This window comes from Bradyrhizobium barranii subsp. apii (assembly GCF_011516635.5).
Taxonomy (GTDB): domain Bacteria; phylum Pseudomonadota; class Alphaproteobacteria; order Rhizobiales; family Xanthobacteraceae; genus Bradyrhizobium; species Bradyrhizobium barranii.
Genome location: NZ_CP096255.1, coordinates 188,844 through 206,181, shown reverse-complemented (window position 1 = coordinate 206,181; position 17,338 = coordinate 188,844). Strand labels below are relative to the sequence as shown.

The 17,338-nt window shown below is 64.3% G+C and carries 18 protein-coding genes; 8 read left to right on the top strand and 10 right to left on the bottom strand.

Annotated elements, in window-relative coordinates; all coding sequences use genetic code 11:
* Positions 1-162: 162 nt before the first annotated feature.
* Positions 163-1,842, top strand: a complete 1,680-nt coding sequence (ggt, locus tag HAP41_RS00970) for a gamma-glutamyltransferase (protein WP_166063857.1) — start codon at positions 163-165, stop codon at positions 1,840-1,842.
* A gap of 244 nt (positions 1,843-2,086) precedes the next feature.
* Positions 2,087-3,184 carry a sensor histidine kinase gene (locus HAP41_RS00965; RefSeq protein ID WP_166063858.1) on the top strand — a complete coding sequence of 366 codons (1,098 nt, stop codon included), beginning with the start codon at positions 2,087-2,089 and terminating at the stop codon, positions 3,182-3,184.
* Between the two features lie 87 nt (positions 3,185-3,271).
* Here HAP41_RS00965 and HAP41_RS00960 read toward each other — a convergent pair whose 3' ends face one another.
* Entirely contained in the window at positions 3,272-4,630 is a 1,359-nt protein-coding gene (locus HAP41_RS00960) for a serine protease (RefSeq protein ID WP_166063859.1), read from the bottom strand.
* Positions 4,631-4,863: 233 nt separating this feature from the next.
* On the opposite strand from HAP41_RS00960, the gene HAP41_RS00955 reads away from it, so the two are divergent.
* A complete protein-coding gene (locus tag HAP41_RS00955) occupies positions 4,864-5,667 on the top strand; it encodes a HesA/MoeB/ThiF family protein (protein WP_166063860.1) in 804 nt (267 codons plus the stop codon).
* A gap of 9 nt (positions 5,668-5,676) precedes the next feature.
* Here the strand turns inward: HAP41_RS00955 and HAP41_RS00950 are convergent, their stop codons facing one another.
* Positions 5,677-6,684 (bottom strand): aldo/keto reductase, encoded by a 1,008-nt coding sequence (locus HAP41_RS00950; protein WP_166063861.1) that lies wholly within the window; start codon positions 6,682-6,684, stop codon positions 5,677-5,679.
* Positions 6,685-6,803: 119 nt separating this feature from the next.
* On the opposite strand from HAP41_RS00950, the gene HAP41_RS00945 reads away from it, so the two are divergent.
* On the top strand, positions 6,804-7,715 hold the full coding sequence (locus HAP41_RS00945; RefSeq protein ID WP_166063862.1) for a LysR family transcriptional regulator: 912 nt from the start codon (positions 6,804-6,806) through the stop codon (positions 7,713-7,715).
* Positions 7,716-7,718: 3 nt separating this feature from the next.
* On the opposite strand, the gene HAP41_RS00940 is transcribed toward HAP41_RS00945, so the two are convergent.
* Positions 7,719-8,720, bottom strand: a complete 1,002-nt coding sequence (locus HAP41_RS00940) for a 2-hydroxyacid dehydrogenase (RefSeq protein WP_014490950.1) — start codon at positions 8,718-8,720, stop codon at positions 7,719-7,721.
* 312 nt (positions 8,721-9,032) lie between these two features.
* On the opposite strand from HAP41_RS00940, the gene HAP41_RS00935 reads away from it, so the two are divergent.
* Entirely contained in the window at positions 9,033-9,563 is a 531-nt protein-coding gene (locus HAP41_RS00935; protein ID WP_166063863.1) for an SH3 domain-containing protein, read from the top strand.
* A 154-nt stretch (positions 9,564-9,717) separates the two neighbouring features.
* On the opposite strand, the gene irrA is transcribed toward HAP41_RS00935, so the two are convergent.
* Complete coding sequence (irrA, locus tag HAP41_RS00930) at positions 9,718-10,209, bottom strand: iron response transcriptional regulator IrrA (RefSeq protein WP_063980150.1); 492 nt, start codon at positions 10,207-10,209, stop codon at positions 9,718-9,720.
* 349 nt (positions 10,210-10,558) lie between these two features.
* Between irrA and fabA the strand changes: the two genes are divergently transcribed.
* The 3 genes from fabA to fabI all read left to right on the top strand — a co-directional run bounded on the left by fabA (position 10,559) and on the right by fabI (position 13,284).
* Positions 10,559-11,080, top strand: coding sequence for a bifunctional 3-hydroxydecanoyl-ACP dehydratase/trans-2-decenoyl-ACP isomerase (gene fabA / locus HAP41_RS00925; protein ID WP_071908917.1), 522 nt, complete (start codon positions 10,559-10,561; stop codon positions 11,078-11,080).
* Between the two features lie 40 nt (positions 11,081-11,120).
* Positions 11,121-12,344 (top strand): beta-ketoacyl-ACP synthase I, encoded by a 1,224-nt coding sequence (gene fabB / locus HAP41_RS00920; protein ID WP_166063864.1) that lies wholly within the window; start codon positions 11,121-11,123, stop codon positions 12,342-12,344.
* A 139-nt stretch (positions 12,345-12,483) separates the two neighbouring features.
* Complete coding sequence (gene fabI, locus HAP41_RS00915; RefSeq protein ID WP_166063865.1) at positions 12,484-13,284, top strand: enoyl-ACP reductase FabI; 801 nt, start codon at positions 12,484-12,486, stop codon at positions 13,282-13,284.
* Positions 13,285-13,392: 108 nt separating this feature from the next.
* Here fabI and HAP41_RS00910 read toward each other — a convergent pair whose 3' ends face one another.
* The 6 genes from HAP41_RS00910 to HAP41_RS00885 all read right to left on the bottom strand — a co-directional run bounded on the left by HAP41_RS00910 (position 13,393) and on the right by HAP41_RS00885 (position 17,326).
* Complete coding sequence (locus HAP41_RS00910; RefSeq protein WP_166063866.1) at positions 13,393-13,989, bottom strand: glutathione S-transferase family protein; 597 nt, start codon at positions 13,987-13,989, stop codon at positions 13,393-13,395.
* A 117-nt stretch (positions 13,990-14,106) separates the two neighbouring features.
* Entirely contained in the window at positions 14,107-14,310 is a 204-nt protein-coding gene (locus HAP41_RS00905) for a hypothetical protein (protein ID WP_166063867.1), read from the bottom strand.
* A gap of 160 nt (positions 14,311-14,470) precedes the next feature.
* Positions 14,471-14,911, bottom strand: coding sequence for a hypothetical protein (locus tag HAP41_RS00900; RefSeq protein ID WP_166063868.1), 441 nt, complete (start codon positions 14,909-14,911; stop codon positions 14,471-14,473).
* A gap of 145 nt (positions 14,912-15,056) precedes the next feature.
* Positions 15,057-15,767 carry a hypothetical protein gene (locus tag HAP41_RS00895; RefSeq protein WP_224580548.1) on the bottom strand — a complete coding sequence of 237 codons (711 nt, stop codon included), beginning with the start codon at positions 15,765-15,767 and terminating at the stop codon, positions 15,057-15,059.
* Positions 15,768-15,857: 90 nt separating this feature from the next.
* Positions 15,858-16,322, bottom strand: coding sequence for a GNAT family N-acetyltransferase (locus HAP41_RS00890; RefSeq protein ID WP_166063869.1), 465 nt, complete (start codon positions 16,320-16,322; stop codon positions 15,858-15,860).
* 77 nt (positions 16,323-16,399) lie between these two features.
* Positions 16,400-17,326: a hydrogen peroxide-inducible genes activator gene (locus tag HAP41_RS00885; protein ID WP_166063922.1), complete on the bottom strand. Its 927-nt coding sequence runs from the start codon at positions 17,324-17,326 to the stop codon at positions 16,400-16,402.
* Positions 17,327-17,338 lie beyond the last annotated feature (12 nt).

Genomic DNA, 17,338 nt, shown 5'->3' with positions numbered 1-17,338 from the left:
TCGCTCAGGACGTGCCCTGCCCGATCCAAAGGGGACCGCGGATGTCCGAATCAACGGTAACGATGATGGCAGAATCAGGAATGCCAGCTAACCCGTACCAATACTGGACCCGTAGTCGCGCGTATGATGTGCTTGCCGCCGTGAATAAAAGGGGCTGGCGGCATGGGCGGAAACTGGCGCGACCGGACGGCAACGATCTTTGAATGCCAGAAGATGCCGGCGGTCTCGAGCCGCGGCATGGTGGTCAGCAACCATCCGCTGGCCTCAAGCGCCGGCGCCGAGATGCTGGCCGCGGGCGGCAACGCCATCGACGCCGCGATCGCGACCCTGTTCACGCTGACCGTGGTCGAGCCGATGATGGTCGGCATCATCGGCGGCGGCATGGCGCATATACGTCTGGCTGACGGCAGCCACCGTTTCATCGACGGGCAGAGCACCGTGCCTGCGGCGGTGCGTGACACCAGCTATACCTCCGCGCCAGGCGCGGCGCATGACGTGTTCGACACCGTCGGCAACGAGAACCTCAACGGCCCGAAGGCGGTTGCCACGCCGGGCTCGCTGAAAGCCTGGTGCGAGACGCTGCGCCGGTTCGGCACCATGTCGCTTGGCGACGTGATGCAGCCCGCGATCAAGCATGCCGCGCGCGGCTATACGGCGACGCCATATTTGCACGAATGCATCAGCGAGAGCGCCGCCGAGATGCGCAAGGACAAGCCGATTGCGGCGATCTATTTGCCTGATGGCGAGCCGCTCAAGGTCGGCGAACGCGTGGTGCAGGCCGAATATGCCGAGACGCTCCGCACCATCGCCGACCACGGCGAGACCGCGCTCTACGAGGGGCCGCTTGGTGACATCCTCGTCGACTACATGGAGAAGACCGGCGGCTTCATCCGCCGCAACGATCTCACCGGCTACAAGACCGTCGAACGGCAACCGATCCGCGCCGACTATCGCGGCTGGACCATCCTTGGCCCGCCGCCACCCGCGGCCTCCGGCGTCCACATCGCGCAGATGCTGAACATTCTCGAGGGCTATGACATCGGAGATCTCGGCTTCGGTACATCAGAGACCATCCACTATCTCGCCGAAGTCCTGAAGATCGCCTTCGCCGATCGTGCCGCGGCCAGTTGCGATCCGGACTATGTCGGTGTCCCCGTGGAGCGGTTGACGTCGAAGGCCTATGCCGAGGAACGCCGCCGCGCCATCGATCCGGCGCGGGCGCAGGCCTGGGGCGCCGGCGTCTCGCAGCTCGAAGGCGCGCACACCACGCACATGACAGCGGCAGACGCCTTCGGCAACGTCGTCGCGACCACGCAGACGATCAACAATCTGTTCGGCGCCAAGATCATGATCCCGGGCCTCGGCGCCATCGCCAACAACTACATGAACCTGTTCGATCCGCGCCCCGGCCACGCGCTGTCGCTGGCGCCGGGCAAGCGCGTCACCACCTCGATGTCGCCGATGATCGCGCTGCGCGACGGCAAGCTGCGCTATGCGCTCGGCCTGCCCGGGGGAAAACGCATCTTCCCCAGCGCGATGCAGGCGCTGGTCAATCTGATTGACCACGGCATGAGCCTGCAGGAAGCGGTCGAGGCGCCGCGCATCTGGACCGAAGGCAACGCGCTCGAAGTCGAGCAGAAGGTGCCGGAGGCCGTGCGCGCGAAGCTTGCGGGCCTCGGCCACAAGGTGCAGCCCGTCGCGACGGTGGCGGGCGGCATGAACGGCATTGCCTTCCACGACGACGGCACCATGACCGGCGCCGCCTGCTGGCGCGCGGACGGCACGCCGGTGGGGATCTCTGGGGGGCTTGCGCGGAGCGGTGTCAGGTTCAGGTTGAGCTGACCGCGTATTCACAAGGACGGTGCGCTCGTACCTCTTGTGCAACTGACGTCGTCCAATCGCCGGCAGGTGTCGCGACCGCAAGTCCAGCGGTTCGCGGTTTTCGAACCTCCGCGGTATTTTTCGGTGCGAGGCAGATGTCGCCCATGCGGCCCGATCCGCGCAGATGACGGCACAAGTTCGGCAATGTAGGGTGCGGAACACTGGCGGCAGGCTCGTCGATCAGCGTCTGAGTAAGGCTGTGCGTATGGGCGGCGATATAAGCGGCGACTTCCTGGCCGGCGGCGGCGAGATGGGCGCTTTGACGCGAGCGTTTGACTGGTCAAGCACATCCGTGGGCTCTCCGGACACTTGGCCCCAAAGTCTTCGAGTTACAGTGCGGCTCGTTCTGACCTCGCGGCACCCGATGTTCATTTGGTGGGGACCAGAACTCATCCAGTTCTACAACGATGCATACCGGGAGACGATGGGGCCGGAAAGGCACCCAAGCGCTTTGGGCGCGCGCGGCCGTGAGTGTTGGGCCGAGATCTGGGACATCATTGGTCCCCAGATCGAGTACGTCATGTCGGGCAAGGGGGCGACCTGGAATGAGGACCAGCTGGTGCCGGTGACTCGTCACGGGCGCCGCGAGGACGTTTGGTGGACGTACAGCTTTGGTCCAATTGATCTTGAAGGCAAGGTGGGCGGCGTGCTTGTCGTCTGCAGGGATGTCACGTCCGAGCATATGGCAAGGGAAGCGCTGAACCTCATCAATGAGGAGCTGAAGCACCGCGTCAAGAACACGCTCGCAGTGTTGAGCGCGGTAGCTGCCCAGACATTTCGCGACCCGACGAGCAAAGCCGATCTCGAAAAGTACCAGGCACGGCTCGGCGCGTTTGGACGAGCGCAGGATCTGCTGACCGCATCAAATTGGGCGGCCGCGCCACTCCACGATGTGATCGGCACTGCTCTTGCACCTTATCGGACAGGCGAAGGCCGCTTCATCGTCTCGGGTCCTCCACTCGTCGTGAAATCTCGACAAGCGCTGGCTCTGTCATTGGCGCTCCACGAGCTCGCGACCAACGCTTCGAAGTACGGCGCGCTGACCGTAGCGGGAGGCTGCGTATCGATTACATGGTCAACCGAGGCTCAGGATGGTGAGTCAAAATTTGTCTTTGTCTGGCAGGAGATTGGCGGTCCGTCCGTATCGAAACCCGTCGGCACAGGCTTTGGCTCCAGGCTGATTTCCCGGGTGCTGAAGGACGATTTCAGCGGTTCCGTTGACGTTTCGTATGACGCAGCCGGGCTTACATGCAGGCTGACCGCGCCCCTCGAAAATCTGGGACCTTCGCCAAAGAGCACGTGAGACCGTGCAGGAGCTGCGTGGCTCAACGGAGAGGCATTGCGTTCCGCACCGCGTCCGGGACACGAGAGAAGTGTTATTCTCTCTCGCCTACTTCCGCACGCAGATCACGCGGACGATGGCCGCCTTCGCATCCGTCGACGTGCCGTTCGCCGTGACATCGTTCGCCTTCAGGAAATTACGCACCGCTTCTGCAGACACCATCACCGCCTGCGACGCCGGCACCGATGTCGCGGGCCCCGCGACCATCGCCGGCTTCAACAGCGCGACGCCGGCGAACTTGCCGTCGCCGTCGATCGCCGGGCTGCCGGAGAAGCCGACCGCCGGTGGAGGCGACAGCGCAGAGTCGCTGCTCGCGACCGGCGCCAGCGCGCCCTTGAGGCTCGATACGCCCGCAGCTCCGCCCTGGCTCTGCGGATCGGCAATACCGATGACATCGACGCTCGTCTTCGCTGTACCGCCGGTGAGGCTGAGCGGTTTCAGGCCGCGCGCGCCGTAGATGTGCAGGAGCGCGAGATCGTGCTCCTTGTCCTCGGCGAGACGGTCGGCGCTGCCATAACCGGCAATCGTGATCGCGAGACAGCTATCGGTGACGAGGCGGTCGGTGACAATCGCACCGTCGTCGCTGACGACGATGCCGGTGCCGTATTCGACGGTCTTGCGCGGCGGCGGCCCGGCCTGCGGTCCTGTCGGAAACGCGTTGAACGCGCTCGACATTGCAATCACGACCGGCTCGACGGTATTCTCGGTCGCCTGGTCGTAGAGGATCGTCATGGTGCGGACTTCGTCGCCCTTAAATGTGCCTCGCACGTAGAATTTCTTGAGGCCCTGCAATCCCGACAGCACGAAGAAGTCGGGCTTCACCACGGCGTAGTCGACCTTGCGCCCCGACGGCTCCTTCTCCAACTCGGCGAGTTTCGCCGTGGTCGGGTTGGCTTCCTTGCGGCGGCTCAGCAGCACCTGCACCGTGCCGGTCGGCGAAGTCCATTTCGAGCCGTTGGCATCGGTCACCTGCTGCGGCACCAATTTGCCGGGGATGCCGAGCCGGGCGCCGCTGGTCGGCTCCATCACGATCTTCCAGCCGACGCTCTCCTGCTTCCGCCGTGCGGTCTCGGCCAGCGCGGCGCGCTCCTGCGGATTGAGTACGCCGGTCGGCTTGCCGCCCTTGGCCTTCTGATATTCCTTGATCGCCTCGACCATGCGCGCGCTGACGTCGCCGGTGATGGCACCGTTATACTGGCCGACCCAGGCGAGGTCGGACTGGAGCGACAGCCGTTCCGCCTGCGCCATCGCATCGGCCGTCGCCGACGGCGTCTGCAGTGCGGGAGGCCGGATCGGCACGGTCTGGACCGGCTTCGGCTTGGTGCCGGGGATCTCTGGCGTCGTCATCTGGGCGCTCGCGCCTGTGGCAGCCGCGAACATCAGTGTTGCCGCAAGCATCGATCTCATGACAAATCCAGCCAGCCCATTGAACGTGCTACCATTGAAGCACATCTCGTTGGTCGCGAACAATGTTGGGGTGGTTCAGGTGGCGTAGAGGCCACGAACTCAGGCCCTCATCCTGAGGAGCGGCCGAAGGCCGCGTCTCGAAGGATGGCCACAGGCGAGATCGGGGCCTTCATGGTTCGAGACGCGCGTTCCGCGCTCCTCACCATGAGGGTTTGAGAGAACGAAGGACGACGATGCTGAGCCCGGACGAACTTGAACGCTATGCCCGGCATATCATGCTGCGCGACGTCGGCGGGCCCGGCCAGGCTGCGCTGAAGCGGGCCTCCGTGCTGGTGATCGGCGCCGGCGGGCTCGGCGCGCCCGCGCTGATGTATCTGGCGGCCGCCGGCGTCGGCACGCTCGGCGTGGTCGATGATGACGTGGTCTCGCTGTCGAACCTCCAGCGCCAGGTGATCCATACGACGCCCGATATCGGCCGGCACAAGGTCGAGAGCGCGGCCGAGCGGATCTCCGCGCTCAATCCGCATGTCCGCTTCGTCGGCCATGCCACCTGGCTCAATGCCGACAATGCGCTGAGCATGATCGGAGACTACGATCTCGTGCTCGACGGCTCCGACAATTTCTCGACGCGTTATCTGGTCTCGGACGCCTGCTTCTTCGCGAAGCGGCCGCTGATCACGGCGGCGCTCGGTACCTTCGACGGCTCGCTCACCACCATCCGCGCGCATGAGAAGAACGAGCAGGGCGTGTTCAATCCGACCTATCGCTGCCTGTTTCCGGAAGCGCCGCCGCCCGGCACGGTGCCTGCCTGCGCCGAGGCCGGCGTCATGGGCGCGCTTGCTGGCGTGATGGGCTCGATGATGGCGCTGGAGGCGATCCGCGAGATCGTCGGCTTCGGCGACGGCCTCGTCGGCCGCCTCCTGATGATCGACGCGCGCGCGATGCGCTTCGAGACGCTGCGCTACGCGCGCGATCCGGCCAATCCGCTCAACGGCGATGGGCCTGTCATCACTGACCTCAGCGCCCATCGCACCTGATCGCTGCCGCTACCGCGTGGCCGGCTTCTCGCTGTCGAGATGCGCCATCTGCTCGGCCGCGTAGCGCGTGCCGGAAGCGACGTCGGGCGGAAATGCTTTTGCAAGCGCCGCGAGATGCGCCGGCGTCAGCGTTACCTTGGTCGCGCCGAGCGCTTCGGTCAGGCGATTGCGGGTGCGGGCGCCGACCAGCGGCACGATCTCCTTGCCTTGAGCCGCCACCCAGGCGATTGCGACCTGTGCCGGCGTCGCACCGATCTCCGTGGCGATCGCCCGCAGAGATTCCACCAGCGCGAGATTGGCGTCGAGATTTGCGCCCTGGAAGCGCGGCGTCATCAGCCGGTAATCCCTGCCGGTCTTGCCGGAGTCCTTCGACCAATGGCCGCTGATCAGGCCGCGCGCCAGCACGCCGTAAGCCGTGATGCCGATGCCGAGTTCGCGGCAGGTCTTGAGGATGCCGCGTTCGATGCCGCGCTCGATCAGCGAATATTCGATCTGGAGATCGGCGATCGGATGCACGGCGTGCGCGCGGCGGATGGTGTCGGAGCCCGCCTCGGACAGGCCGATATGCCTGATGTAGCCGGCCTTCACGAGATCGGCGAGACCGCCGATGGTCTCTTCGATCGGGATGTTGGGATCGAGACGCGCCGGGCGATAGACGTCGATGTAGTCGGTGCCGAGACGTTGCAGCGAATAGGCCAGGAAGTTTTTCGTTGCGGCCGGCCTTGTGTCCATCCCGGCGAATTCGCCGGCGGGCCCGCGCAGTGCGCCGAACTTCACGCTGATCTGCACTTTTTCGCGCGACACATCCTTCAGGGCCTCGCGCACCAGCATTTCATTGTGGCCCATGGCGTAGAAATCACCGGTGTCCAGCAGCGTGATGCCGGCATCGAGCGCCGCATGGACCGTGGCGATGCTCTCGCCGCGGTCGGCGGGGCCATAGACCTCCGACATGCCCATGCAGCCGAGACCAAGGGCGGAGACGGTCGGGCCGGTTGAACCGAGTTTGCGCTGTTCCATGATGGCTCTCTTCAAAAGGCCGCGGGCTGATTGCGCCGCGTGACGAGGCCAGATATGCGCCTGACCGATTAAGCCGATAAGCTGGACAATCCAGAATGGCTTGTTCACATTAGAGAACAATGGCTGAGCCCGATCTGCGTGATCTCGACGTCTTCGTGGCGGTTGCCCGCACCCGCAATTTCCGGCGTGCGGCGGTCGAAATTCGCGTGTCGGTGTCGAGCCTTAGCCAGCGGCTGCGGGATCTGGAGGAGCGCCTTGGCGTCCGCCTGATGAACCGCACCACCCGCAGCGTCGCGCTGACCGAGGCGGGCGAGCTGCTGTTGTCCCGCATCGCTCCGGCGCTACGCGACGTCGGCGATGCCCTGGACCAGGTTCGCGGCCTGCGCGAGGTGGCCTCGGGCCGCCTGCGCATCAACGCGCCGCCGCCGGCGGTGGACCTCGTGCTGGCGCCGATGGTCGGGCCGTTCCTTGCGACCTATCCGCAGGTCGACCTCGACATCGTTTCCGAAAGCGGCTTCGTCGACATCGTCAGCGCGGGCTACGATGCCGGCGTGCGTTATGGCGAGCACCTCGCGCAGGACATGGTGGCGATCCCGCTGAGCGGTCCGCAGAGCTACGTCGTCGTCGCATCGCCCGATTACATCGCGCGCCGCGGCACGCCGAAGCATCCGAAGGATCTGCTCGACCATGACTGCATCCGCGCCCGCTACTCGAGCGGCGTCATGCATGATCTGGAGTTCGAGAAGGCTGGCCAGATCGTGAAGGTCGATCCGCCCGCAAAGCTGATCTCGACCAACATGGGCCTTGCCATGCGCGCTGCGCTCGACGGCGCCGGTATCTGGGCGACGCTCGATGGCTACGTCCATGACGCCGTGACGTCCGGCGCGCTGGTCAGCTTGATGGAAGATTGGTGCGAGCCGTTTCCAGGCCCGTTCCTCTACTATCCGAGCCGGCGCCAGACGCCGCCCGCGCTACGCGCTTTCATCGATTTCGCCGCGGATTGGCGCAAGCGCGAAACGCGCGGCAAATAAACCTCAGAGCATGCTCGGCAGCACGCGGTCCGGCGGCTTGTGCGCGTCGAGGAAGGTGCGGATGTTGATGATCACCTTCTCGCCCATCTCGACGCGGCCCTCGATCGTGGCCGAGCCCATATGCGGCAGCAGCGCCACCTTGCCGGCCTTGGCGAGCCGCACCAGCTTTGGATTGACCGCGGGCTCGTGCTCGTAGACGTCGAGGCCCGCGCCGCCGATCTCGCCGCCCTCGATCAGCTTGATCAGTGTGTCCTCGTCGGTCACCTCGCCGCGCGCGGTGTTGACGATGTAGGCGTCCTTGCGGATCAGCTTCAGCCGCCGCGCCGACAGCAGATGATAGGTCGCCGGCGTGTGCGGACAGTTCACCGAGATGATGTCCATCCGCGCCAGCATCTGGTCGAGGCTTTCCCAATAGGTCGCCCCTAACTCTTCGGCGATCTTCGGGGCCACGGGGCGACGGTTGTGATAGTGGATCTGGAGGCCGAAGGCGCGGGCACGGCGCGCGACCGCCTGGCCGATGCGGCCCATGCCGATGATGCCGAGACGCTTGCCGCCGATGCGGTGGCCGAGCATCCAGGTCGGCGACCAGCCGGGCCAGGGCTTTCCTTCAGTCAGGATCGAGGCGCCTTCGATCATCCGGCGCGGCACGGCCAGGATCAGCGCCATGGTCATGTCGGCGGTGTCTTCGGTCAGGACTTTCGGCGTGTTGGTGACGGTGATGCCGCGGGCATGCGCGGCCTCGACGTCGATGTTGTCGACGCCGTTGCCGAAATTGGCGATCAGGCGGAGCTTGCAGTCGGGCTGGTTGACGATGTCGGCGGTGATGTGGTCGGTGACGGTCGGAACCAGCACGTCGGCGGTGCGCGCGGCCTCAGCGATCTGCTCGGCCGACATCGGTGTGTCCTCGAGATTGATCCGCGCGTCGAACAGCTCGCGCATCCGGGTCTCGATCGAGTCCGGCAGCTTGCGCGTCACCACCACGAGGGGCTTTTTCTTCACCGACATGTCATGCCCTCATGAGGCGCCGCAAGCCGCCTCTGTTACCAAAGGCCGGCCGTTGAGGCCTCATTAACCCGGTTGTTCGACACTGCCTTTGCCGTGTCGTCCCCGGCGCTTCCTTCAAGCTCTCCCGACATTTCCGACCGGAAAATCGGGGCAAACTGGTTGTTCAAGTGTCCGTCCTCTCTAGCAGAAGGCCGGGCCAAGACAAGAACCACGGGTTAAGGCTTCGGGAACACGGGTGATGGGCTTGCGCGGCAGGTTCGAAATTTAGGGTGAGGGCCCGGCGCGGCGGGGCCCTCGACAGGAGACGGGTTGATGGCGTTGGGGCGTTTTTGTTCGGTGATGGCGCTCGTTTGCACCTGGTTGAGCGCCTCGGTCAGCCCCGGGCATTCGGCGAAGGACAGCACCTCCCAGACCGCGAGCGGCCTGCCGGTGCCGCGTTATGTCAGCCTCAAATCGGATCATGTGAACGTGCGCGCCGGCCCGACCAAGGACAACGACGTCGCCTGGGTCTACACCCGCGCCGGCCTGCCGGTCGAAATCACCGCCGAGTTCGAGAACTGGCGCCGGGTGCGCGATTCCGAAGGCGCCGAGGGCTGGGTCTATCATTCGCTGCTGTCGGGCCGCCGCACTGCGGTCGTCACCATGAAGCACAAGGACGACCTCGCCCCGATCTACGACCGCGCCGATCTCGACAGCGCGGTTGCGGCCAAGCTCCAGGCCGGCGTCGTTACGCAGGTCAAGAAGTGCACTGCAAACTGGTGTCGCGTCACCGGCAACGGCTTTGACGGCTGGATCCAGCAGGAGCGCCTCTGGGGCGTCTATTCGGACGAGCAAGTCAACTGACCCGAAGGGTCATCCCGGGATCTCGAGATTCCCCGATGCGCAATTGCGCATCTGAGGTCTGGTCCTTCGGACCATCCCGGAATGACAGCGTAAAACGACAATGGCCGGGACAAGCCCGGCCATGACGACAAATTCAGCAGCTTTGGATCGATCTTCAGCGCTTCTTACGCAGCCGCACGACCATGTCGATGCGCGCGATCTCGTAACCCTCGGGCACCTCCGGCATCTTGGACAGCGCCAGATGCGGATCCTCGATATCGACCAGCTCGTGGCTGTTCTCGAGGTAATAATGGTGGTGGGTGGTGACGTTGGTGTCGAAATAGGTCTTGGTACCGTCGACGCTGACCTGGCGCAGCAGGCCGGCATCGGTCAGCTGGTTCAGCGTGTTGTAGACGGTCGCGAGCGACACCGGCACCTTGGCCAGCGTCGCCTCCTCGTAGAGCATTTCAGCCGTGAGGTGGCGAGCACCCTTGCCGAACAGGAGCCAGCCGAGCGCCATGCGCTGGCGCGTCGGACGAAGCCCCGCGGACTGGAGCATTTCGTTGACGTCGTGCCACGGGCAGCCGGTCAAGGCCGGCTGGCGGCCGGACAGGAGGGCGGCGGAATGGACGTCGTCGTCGTGATGGGGCGCGGGATTCTCGCTCATTTCCAGATTTCGGGCACGCGTGGACACTGCATCTATATGCAATATATGGACAGATAGATGCAGATGCAAGTTTCTCGCAACTAGAGAGCTAATGAGAAATGGAACCGGGCGAGCAGGTGGTCACTTTACCTTCATGAGATCGCTTTGCCACCCGAAATGCCTGTGTTAGAGAACCCGCGGTTCCGCTTGGCCGATTATGGCGCAGCCGGGCATTGAGGCCCGGCCCGCAGTCCATCCTGGCTCGTGGCAGTCGCGCCTCATGACGGGAATTGGCGCGGCTTTCCGAACGAAACGGGGCCCATTTTCGCCAGAAACGCCGCTCAATCGGGATTTGAACAGAGGCTTCCGCATGCTGAACAGGCGCAACGGCTACGAATACGAAGATCTGCTGGCATGTGGCCGCGGCGAGATGTTCGGCCCGGGCAATGCCCAGCTGCCGCTGCCGCCGATGCTCATGTTCGACCGCATCACGGACATCAACGAGACCGGCGGCGAGTTTGGCAAGGGGGTGGTGCGGGCCGAGCTCGACGTGAAGCCCGACCTCTGGTTCTTCGGCTGCCATTTCAAGAACGATCCCGTCATGCCTGGCTGCCTCGGCCTCGATGCGCTGTGGCAGATGGTCGGCTTCTATTTGGGCTGGAGCGGCGGTGAAGGGCGCGGCCGCGCGCTTGGCCTGAACGAGCTGAAGTTCAGCGGCCAGGTGCTGCCCGAGGCCCGTAAGGTTGTGTACAACATCGATATCAAGCGCGTGATGCGTTCAAAGCTGGTGCTCGGTATCGCCGACGGATGGCTTTCGGTCGATGACCAGATTATCTATCGCGCGAAGGATCTGAAGGTCGGCCTGTTCAAGCAGGGCGTGAGCCTGGGCTGAGCGCATCACCAAGAAAGACAACGATTTAGGCGAGGCTGTCATGAGGCGGGTTGTGGTCACCGGGATGGGTATCGTCTCGTCCATCGGAAACAACACCCAGGAAGTGCTTGCGAGCCTTCACGAGGCGAAGTCAGGTATTTCGCGGGCTGAAAAATATGCCGAACTCGGTTTCCGTTCGCAGGTGCAAGGTGCGCCGACGATCGATCCTGCGACGGTCGTCGACCGGCGTGCGATGCGCTTCCTCGGCCAGGGCGCGGGGTGGAATCATATCGCGATGGAGCAGGCGATCCAGGATTCCGGTCTGTCGCCCGAAGATATCTCCAACATCCGCACCGGCATCATCATGGGTTCCGGCGGCCCGTCGGCCCGCACCATCGTCGAATCCGCCGACATCACCCGCACCAAGGGACCGAAGCGCGTCGGACCGTTTGCCGTGCCGAAGGCGATGTCGTCCACGGCCTCGGCGACGCTTGCGACCTGGTTCAAGATCAAAGGCGTGAACTATTCGATCTCCTCGGCCTGCGCGACGTCGAACCATTGCGTCGGCAACGCCTATGAGACGATCCAGATCGGCAAGCAGGACATCATTTTCGCCGGCGGCTGCGAGGAGCTGGACTGGTCCCTCTCGGTGCTGTTCGACGCCATGGGCGCGATGTCGTCGAAGTACAACGAAACGCCCGCCACCGCCTCGCGTCCCTATGACGTCAACCGCGACGGCTTCGTCATTGCCGGCGGCGCCGGCGTGCTGGTGCTGGAAGAGCTTGAACATGCCAAGGCGCGCGGCGCGCGCATTTACGGCGAGATCGTGGGCTACGGCGCGACGTCGGACGGCTACGACATGGTCGCGCCCTCCGGCGAGGGCGCCGAGCGCTGCATGCGCATGGCGATGTCGACGGTGAAGACCAAGGTCGACTACATCAATCCGCACGCGACCTCGACGCCAGCAGGCGATCCGCCGGAGATCGACGCGCTCCGTCGCGTGTTCGGTGCCGGCGAGAAGTGCCCGCCGATCTCGGCGACCAAGGCGCTGACCGGTCACTCGCTGGGCGCAACCGGTGTGCAGGAGGCGATCTACTCGCTGCTGATGATGAACAACGGCTTCATCTGCGAGAGCGCTCACATCCAGGAGCTCGATCCCGTGTTTGCCGACATGCCGATCGTGCGCAAGCGCATCGACAACGTCAAGATCGGCACCGTGCTGTCGAACTCCTTCGGCTTCGGCGGCACCAACGCCACGCTGGTGTTCAGCCGGCTGGATGTGTGACGTCATTGCAGACGCACTGGTAGTTTTTTCGTCATGGCCGGGCTCGTCCCGGCCATCCACGTCTTTGCTACCGGTTGCGGAAGAACGTGGATGCCCGGGACAAGCCCGGGCATGACGGAGAGCGGAGAGTAATTGCGAGATGGAAGGACTGATGAAAGGCAAGCGCGGTCTGATCATGGGCATCGCCAATGATCATTCGATCGCCTGGGGCATGGCGAAGGCGCTGCATGCCCACGGTGCCGAGCTTGCCTTCACCTTCCAGGGCGAGGCGCTGGGCAAGCGCGTCAAGCCGTTGGCGGAGCAGCTCGGCGTGGAATTGGTGCTGCCTTGCGACGTCGAGGACATTGCCAGCGTTGATGCGACCTTCGCCGTGCTGCGCGAGAAATGGGGCAAGCTCGATTTCGTCATCCACGCCATCGGCTTTGCCGACAAGAACGAGCTGAAGGGCCGCTACGCCGACACCAGCCGCGAGAACTTTTCGCGCACCATGGTGATCTCCTGCTTCTCGTTCACGGAGGTCGCAAAGCGTGCCGCCGAGCTGATGACGGAGGGCGGCAGCATGATCACGCTGACCTTCGGCGCCTCGGAGCGCGCGATGCCGAACTACAACGTGATGGGCGTCGCCAAGGCGGCGCTGGAGGCCTCCGTGCGCTACCTCGCCTCCGATTTCGGACCGCGCGGCATCCGCGTCAACGCCATCTCCGCAGGCCCCATCCGTACGCTCGCCGGCTCGGGCATCGGCGAGGCGCGTGCGATGTTCGGCTTCATGCAGAAACATTCGCCGCTCCGCCGCGGCGTCACGCTCGACGAGCTCGGCGGCTCGGCGCTGTATCTGTTGTCGGATCTCTCCGGCGGCGTGACCGGCGAGATCCACTATGTCGATTCCGGCTACAACACGATCCTGATGCCGAGGCCTGACGATTTGAAGGCGTCAGAGTGATTTCGTAGGGTGGGCAAAGGCGCAGAGCGCCGTGCCCACCATCTCTCCTCGATCGCAGAAAGACGTGGTGGGCACGCTCCGCTTTGCCCACCCTACGAGTTCTTAGCCTCAACCCGCCGCGATCTTCTCCGCTCTCTGGAACGCCGGCCGCGCCATGCAGCGCGCGAGATAGGCATCGAAGGCCGGGCGGGACGGCACCATCTTGAACAGGCGCACCGCGAAGTTCAGGCCGGAGCCGACCGTGATGTCTGCGGCCGAAAATTCCTCGCCGAGGATCCACGGTCCCTTCGCGAGCGCAGCTTCCAGCACGTCGAACACCTGCGTCGCGCTGCCCCAGGCCGCGGTCGAGGTCGGGATCTCGATCTTGGTGAAGATCTGGATGATGGCAGGCTCGATGCAGCCCGGCGAAAAGAACAGCCATTGCAAATAGCGCGCGCGACGCGGATCGGTTACCGCGGGCGCGAGCTTCGCTTCGGGATAGCGGTCGGCGATGTAGGCGCAGATCGCGGCGGCCTCGCCGAGCGCGGCATCGCCGTCGCTGAGCGCCGGCACCTTGCCCATCGGATTGACCTTCAAATAATCCGGCGCTTTCTGCGCGCCGGTCGAGATGTCGGTCAGCACGCGCTCATAGGGCAGGCCGCTCTCTTCCATCAGCCAGAGCGTCGTGAACGAGCGCGAGCGTGGCGACCAATAGAGCTTGATCATGGCGAAGAACTTTCCATTGGCGTAACGGCGGGCGAGGGCAGATTCATTGCGTGTTTGCGCCCGATGCGCAACGCACTATGCCTAGATGGATGCGCCGTTCTGCGAGCGATATCTTGGTCAACGTGACGGCGACAGACGCTGCAGCAGGGCCGGCAGCGTCTTGTCGAGACTCTTCGTCAGCATCGTGCGTACCCCGTCGCGCAGCACCGGGTTGTTGACTGCGTCCGCCGGCTTCTCCGGAAACATCGCGCGATCCAGCTCGCTCGACGGACCGCCGAGCGGATTGTGCAGCAAGCGCTCCACATACGTGTCCTCGGTCATCAAGGCGGGTGCCTCCCTGATCAACGCGAAGGTGGTACCGTCATAGACCCGGATGTACATCATCGCGAAGAGATGGACTGGCCCACCGTAAGGGTATTGTGAGATACCGATGCCGGATTCCCGATGCGTTCCGTGATTCCGGTGGACGACGATGTAGCGCTCACACCGCAGTTTGGGCGCGAGGAAGCGAACGAAGTTTCCGATGTCGGTCGCTGCGCTGTAAAAAAAACGGATGCTGCTTTTCGCGACCACCGGACTTGAGCTCTTCGACGGTGTAGGGGATTCTCTTCACGGAACTGCCGGCCGCAGCGGCGCGAACGCGCGAGACGACGAGGTCGTCGAGTGCCCACGCCGCAATCGAGACCCGCGCACGTTTGTCCATGAACGTGAAAGGCCCAAACTTCTCGACCACGAATAGGTCACCGCCGACCGGTATCACGCCGATTTGGCACGGGCCGCTTTCAACCGGTCCGCTTGGCTTGACGCCTGCCGGTTTCCTGATCGCGGGCTTGACCACTTCCGGCTTTGGCGCCGGTTGCACCTGCCCGCCTGTCGGCGACAGCAGCGCGTATGATACCAATGCGGCGGCAAGCAGATTCATCGTCGTACGCCAACGCGCCTTATTGCGCGAAATACGGCGGCAAGATCTTGTCCAGCCGTTTGGTCAGAAAGTCGCGGGTGGTGTCGCGCAGGGCGGTGTTGTTGGCGGAGTCCGCGGCCGTCTCCGGAAACATGGATTTGTCCACCTACTGCAAAAGCTCGTTCGAAACGAAGTTGTCAGCCATATGCTTCATGACACCTTCGAACGTTACGGCGGGGCCTTTCATGATTTCGAAGGTGCGGCCGTCGACCCACGTCACGCCGATATAGGAGAAGACATATGCATATGAGATGAGACCGACACCCCGGCTGAAGATGCCGACGCCGCTGAGCGACTGATTGGTCCCGTCAAGTTGTCCTTCGCTGCGCATGACGACGAGATAGCGCTCGCAACCGGCATTGCCCGCGACCTGCCGGATCAGGTTCGACAGCTCTTCGCGCTGATTGCGGAACAGGCCGGATTTGGGGTGGTAGTAGGAATCGAGCGCGCCCTTGGCGTAAGTGATCCGTCGCACCGGCGTGTTGCCTGCTGCGGCCCGCGCCCGCGCAAAGACGAGGTCGTCAAGGCCCCAGGATACCGGGACTTCGGCATAGTCGTTGCCGAACACGGTCAGACCGATCTTCTGGACGACAAAGATGTCCCCGGTCCCCGCAATCACGCCGACGCCGCAAGGACCGGCAGTCGCCGCCTCCGCAGGCTTCGGCGCCGCCTTCGGCTTCGTCGTCGCTTTCTTGGCTGTCGGCTTTGCCGATGGTGCGGTCTGAGCGGCGGGAGCGGTGGTTGCGGGAGGGGTTTGCGCTGCTGCCGAAGTCAGGAAGGACAGCAGGATGAGCACCGGGGCAGCAAGTCGAAACATGGATTCCAAGGATCAGAGGCGGGAGGTCATCGGACGCGCCACACTAGGGTGGGATCGTGACAACCGCAAGCTGCAGCCCGGGATCGCTGTCTATCCGGTGAGCCGCTGCCGCTTCCACCGATAATACTTCATCACGAACCCGTTCGAGGGCTCGATCTCTTCCTTCTCGAACACAAAGCCTTCGCGCTCGTACCAGCGCCAGGCTCTTTCGTTTTCGCGGACGCAGCGCAGGTACATTTCATCCGGCATTTGCGTGCGCGTGAAGGCGAGCAACTGCCGTCCGAGCGATTGGCCCTGGTAGGCGGGCCCGACGAAAAGCATGTCGAGATAGAGTTTTGGCAGATGCAGCGCCAGCATGGCGGCGATCGTGCCGTTGTCGTCGGCCACGAACAGGCTCCAGCCGTTCTCGATCTCGCGCCTGATGCGTGCGCGCAGATTTGCCAGCAGGAACTCGCTCGCCTCGGCGAGGCCGGTCGAGGCCCAGCTTTCCATCCAGACGCGGCCGATCTCGTCATATTCGTCGGTGCGCGCGGGACGGATGACGGGATTAGACATTGGTGCTCTCGGTTCGATCTGCCCGCCTTGCGCCGGGGTTCGCTTGAATGATCCCGGCTATTCAGGAAAATTCCCGCCTACCCACGTTGGCCGCGCGTGGCTTGCCGCGGGCGCGCCTTGCCGGCCGAGAGGCACACCACCTCGGAGATCTGCAGCAGCTGCCGCGCCAGCGGGCTGGTCTTGCGCCAGACCATGCCGATGGTGCGCGAGGGCTCGGGATCGCGGAAGCGCGACAGCGAGACCGAGGCCGATCGCGTCTCCACCGACACCGCCATTTCCGGGATCAAGGTGACGCCGATGCCGGCGCTGACCATCTGGACCAGCGTCGACAGCGAATTCGCATCCAGCATCTCGCGCGGCGGCGCCGATTGCATGTTGCAGAACGATAGCGCCTGATCGCGGAAGCAGTGCCCCTCTTCGAGCAGCAACAGCCGCATCTCGCGCATCATCTCGCGCGATGGCACCGGTGTGCCTTCGTCGGAGCCCGGCCGCACCAGCAGGAATTTTTCATCGAACAGCGCGACTTCGGTGAGCGAAGGCTCGGACACCGGCAGTGCGACGATGGCCGTGTCGAGCCGGCCTTCGACCAGTTCCTGGATCAGCCGCGGCGTCATCGTCTCGCGCACGCGGATGTCGAGCTCCGGATGCATGCGCGTGAGATTCTTGGTGATCTTCGGCAGCAGATAGGGCGCGATCGTCGGGATCATGCCGATCCGCAGCCGGCCCGCAAACCGGTCCTGTGACGCGCGCGCGAAATCGCCGAGCTCATCGACCGAGCGCAGGACGTCGCGGACGCGCGGTGCGAGCTCCTCGCCGAACCGGGTCAGCGCCACCTGCCGGGCGCTGCGCTCCAGCAGCAGGCCGCCGAGCGCCTCCTCCAGTTCCTTGATCTGCATCGACAGGGCCGGCTGGGAGATCGAGCTTGCCTCCGCCGCGCGGCCGAAATGGCCGTGACGCGCCAGCGCGTCGAAATATCTGAGCTGGCGCATCGTCACGTTGGCCATCAGAAAATCCTA

What these genes read in the sequence shown, in the direction of transcription:
- HAP41_RS00935 (WP_166063863.1), top strand. Translation starts at nt 9,033, where the DNA reads ATGGCGTTGGGGCGTTTTTGTTCGGTGATGGCGCTCGTTTGCACCTGG.
- HAP41_RS00900 (WP_166063868.1), bottom strand. Translation starts at nt 14,911, where the DNA reads ATGAATCTGCTTGCCGCCGCATTGGTATCATACGCGCTGCTGTCGCCG.
- fabI (WP_166063865.1), top strand. Translation starts at nt 12,484, where the DNA reads ATGGAAGGACTGATGAAAGGCAAGCGCGGTCTGATCATGGGCATCGCC.
- fabB (WP_166063864.1), top strand. Translation starts at nt 11,121, where the DNA reads ATGAGGCGGGTTGTGGTCACCGGGATGGGTATCGTCTCGTCCATCGGA.
- HAP41_RS00890 (WP_166063869.1), bottom strand. Translation starts at nt 16,322, where the DNA reads ATGTCTAATCCCGTCATCCGTCCCGCGCGCACCGACGAATATGACGAG.
- HAP41_RS00905 (WP_166063867.1), bottom strand. Translation starts at nt 14,310, where the DNA reads ATGACCGAGGACACGTATGTGGAGCGCTTGCTGCACAATCCGCTCGGC.
- HAP41_RS00895 (WP_224580548.1), bottom strand. Translation starts at nt 15,767, where the DNA reads ATGTTTCGACTTGCTGCCCCGGTGCTCATCCTGCTGTCCTTCCTGACT.
- HAP41_RS00910 (WP_166063866.1), bottom strand. Translation starts at nt 13,989, where the DNA reads ATGATCAAGCTCTATTGGTCGCCACGCTCGCGCTCGTTCACGACGCTC.
- HAP41_RS00945 (WP_166063862.1), top strand. Translation starts at nt 6,804, where the DNA reads ATGGCTGAGCCCGATCTGCGTGATCTCGACGTCTTCGTGGCGGTTGCC.
- HAP41_RS00965 (WP_166063858.1), top strand. Translation starts at nt 2,087, where the DNA reads ATGGGCGGCGATATAAGCGGCGACTTCCTGGCCGGCGGCGGCGAGATG.
- irrA (WP_063980150.1), bottom strand. Translation starts at nt 10,209, where the DNA reads ATGAGCGAGAATCCCGCGCCCCATCACGACGACGACGTCCATTCCGCC.
- HAP41_RS00950 (WP_166063861.1), bottom strand. Translation starts at nt 6,684, where the DNA reads ATGGAACAGCGCAAACTCGGTTCAACCGGCCCGACCGTCTCCGCCCTT.
- ggt (WP_166063857.1), top strand. Translation starts at nt 163, where the DNA reads ATGGGCGGAAACTGGCGCGACCGGACGGCAACGATCTTTGAATGCCAG.
- HAP41_RS00960 (WP_166063859.1), bottom strand. Translation starts at nt 4,630, where the DNA reads ATGAGATCGATGCTTGCGGCAACACTGATGTTCGCGGCTGCCACAGGC.
- HAP41_RS00885 (WP_166063922.1), bottom strand. Translation starts at nt 17,326, where the DNA reads ATGGCCAACGTGACGATGCGCCAGCTCAGATATTTCGACGCGCTGGCG.
- HAP41_RS00940 (WP_014490950.1), bottom strand. Translation starts at nt 8,720, where the DNA reads ATGTCGGTGAAGAAAAAGCCCCTCGTGGTGGTGACGCGCAAGCTGCCG.
- fabA (WP_071908917.1), top strand. Translation starts at nt 10,559, where the DNA reads ATGCTGAACAGGCGCAACGGCTACGAATACGAAGATCTGCTGGCATGT.
- HAP41_RS00955 (WP_166063860.1), top strand. Translation starts at nt 4,864, where the DNA reads ATGCTGAGCCCGGACGAACTTGAACGCTATGCCCGGCATATCATGCTG.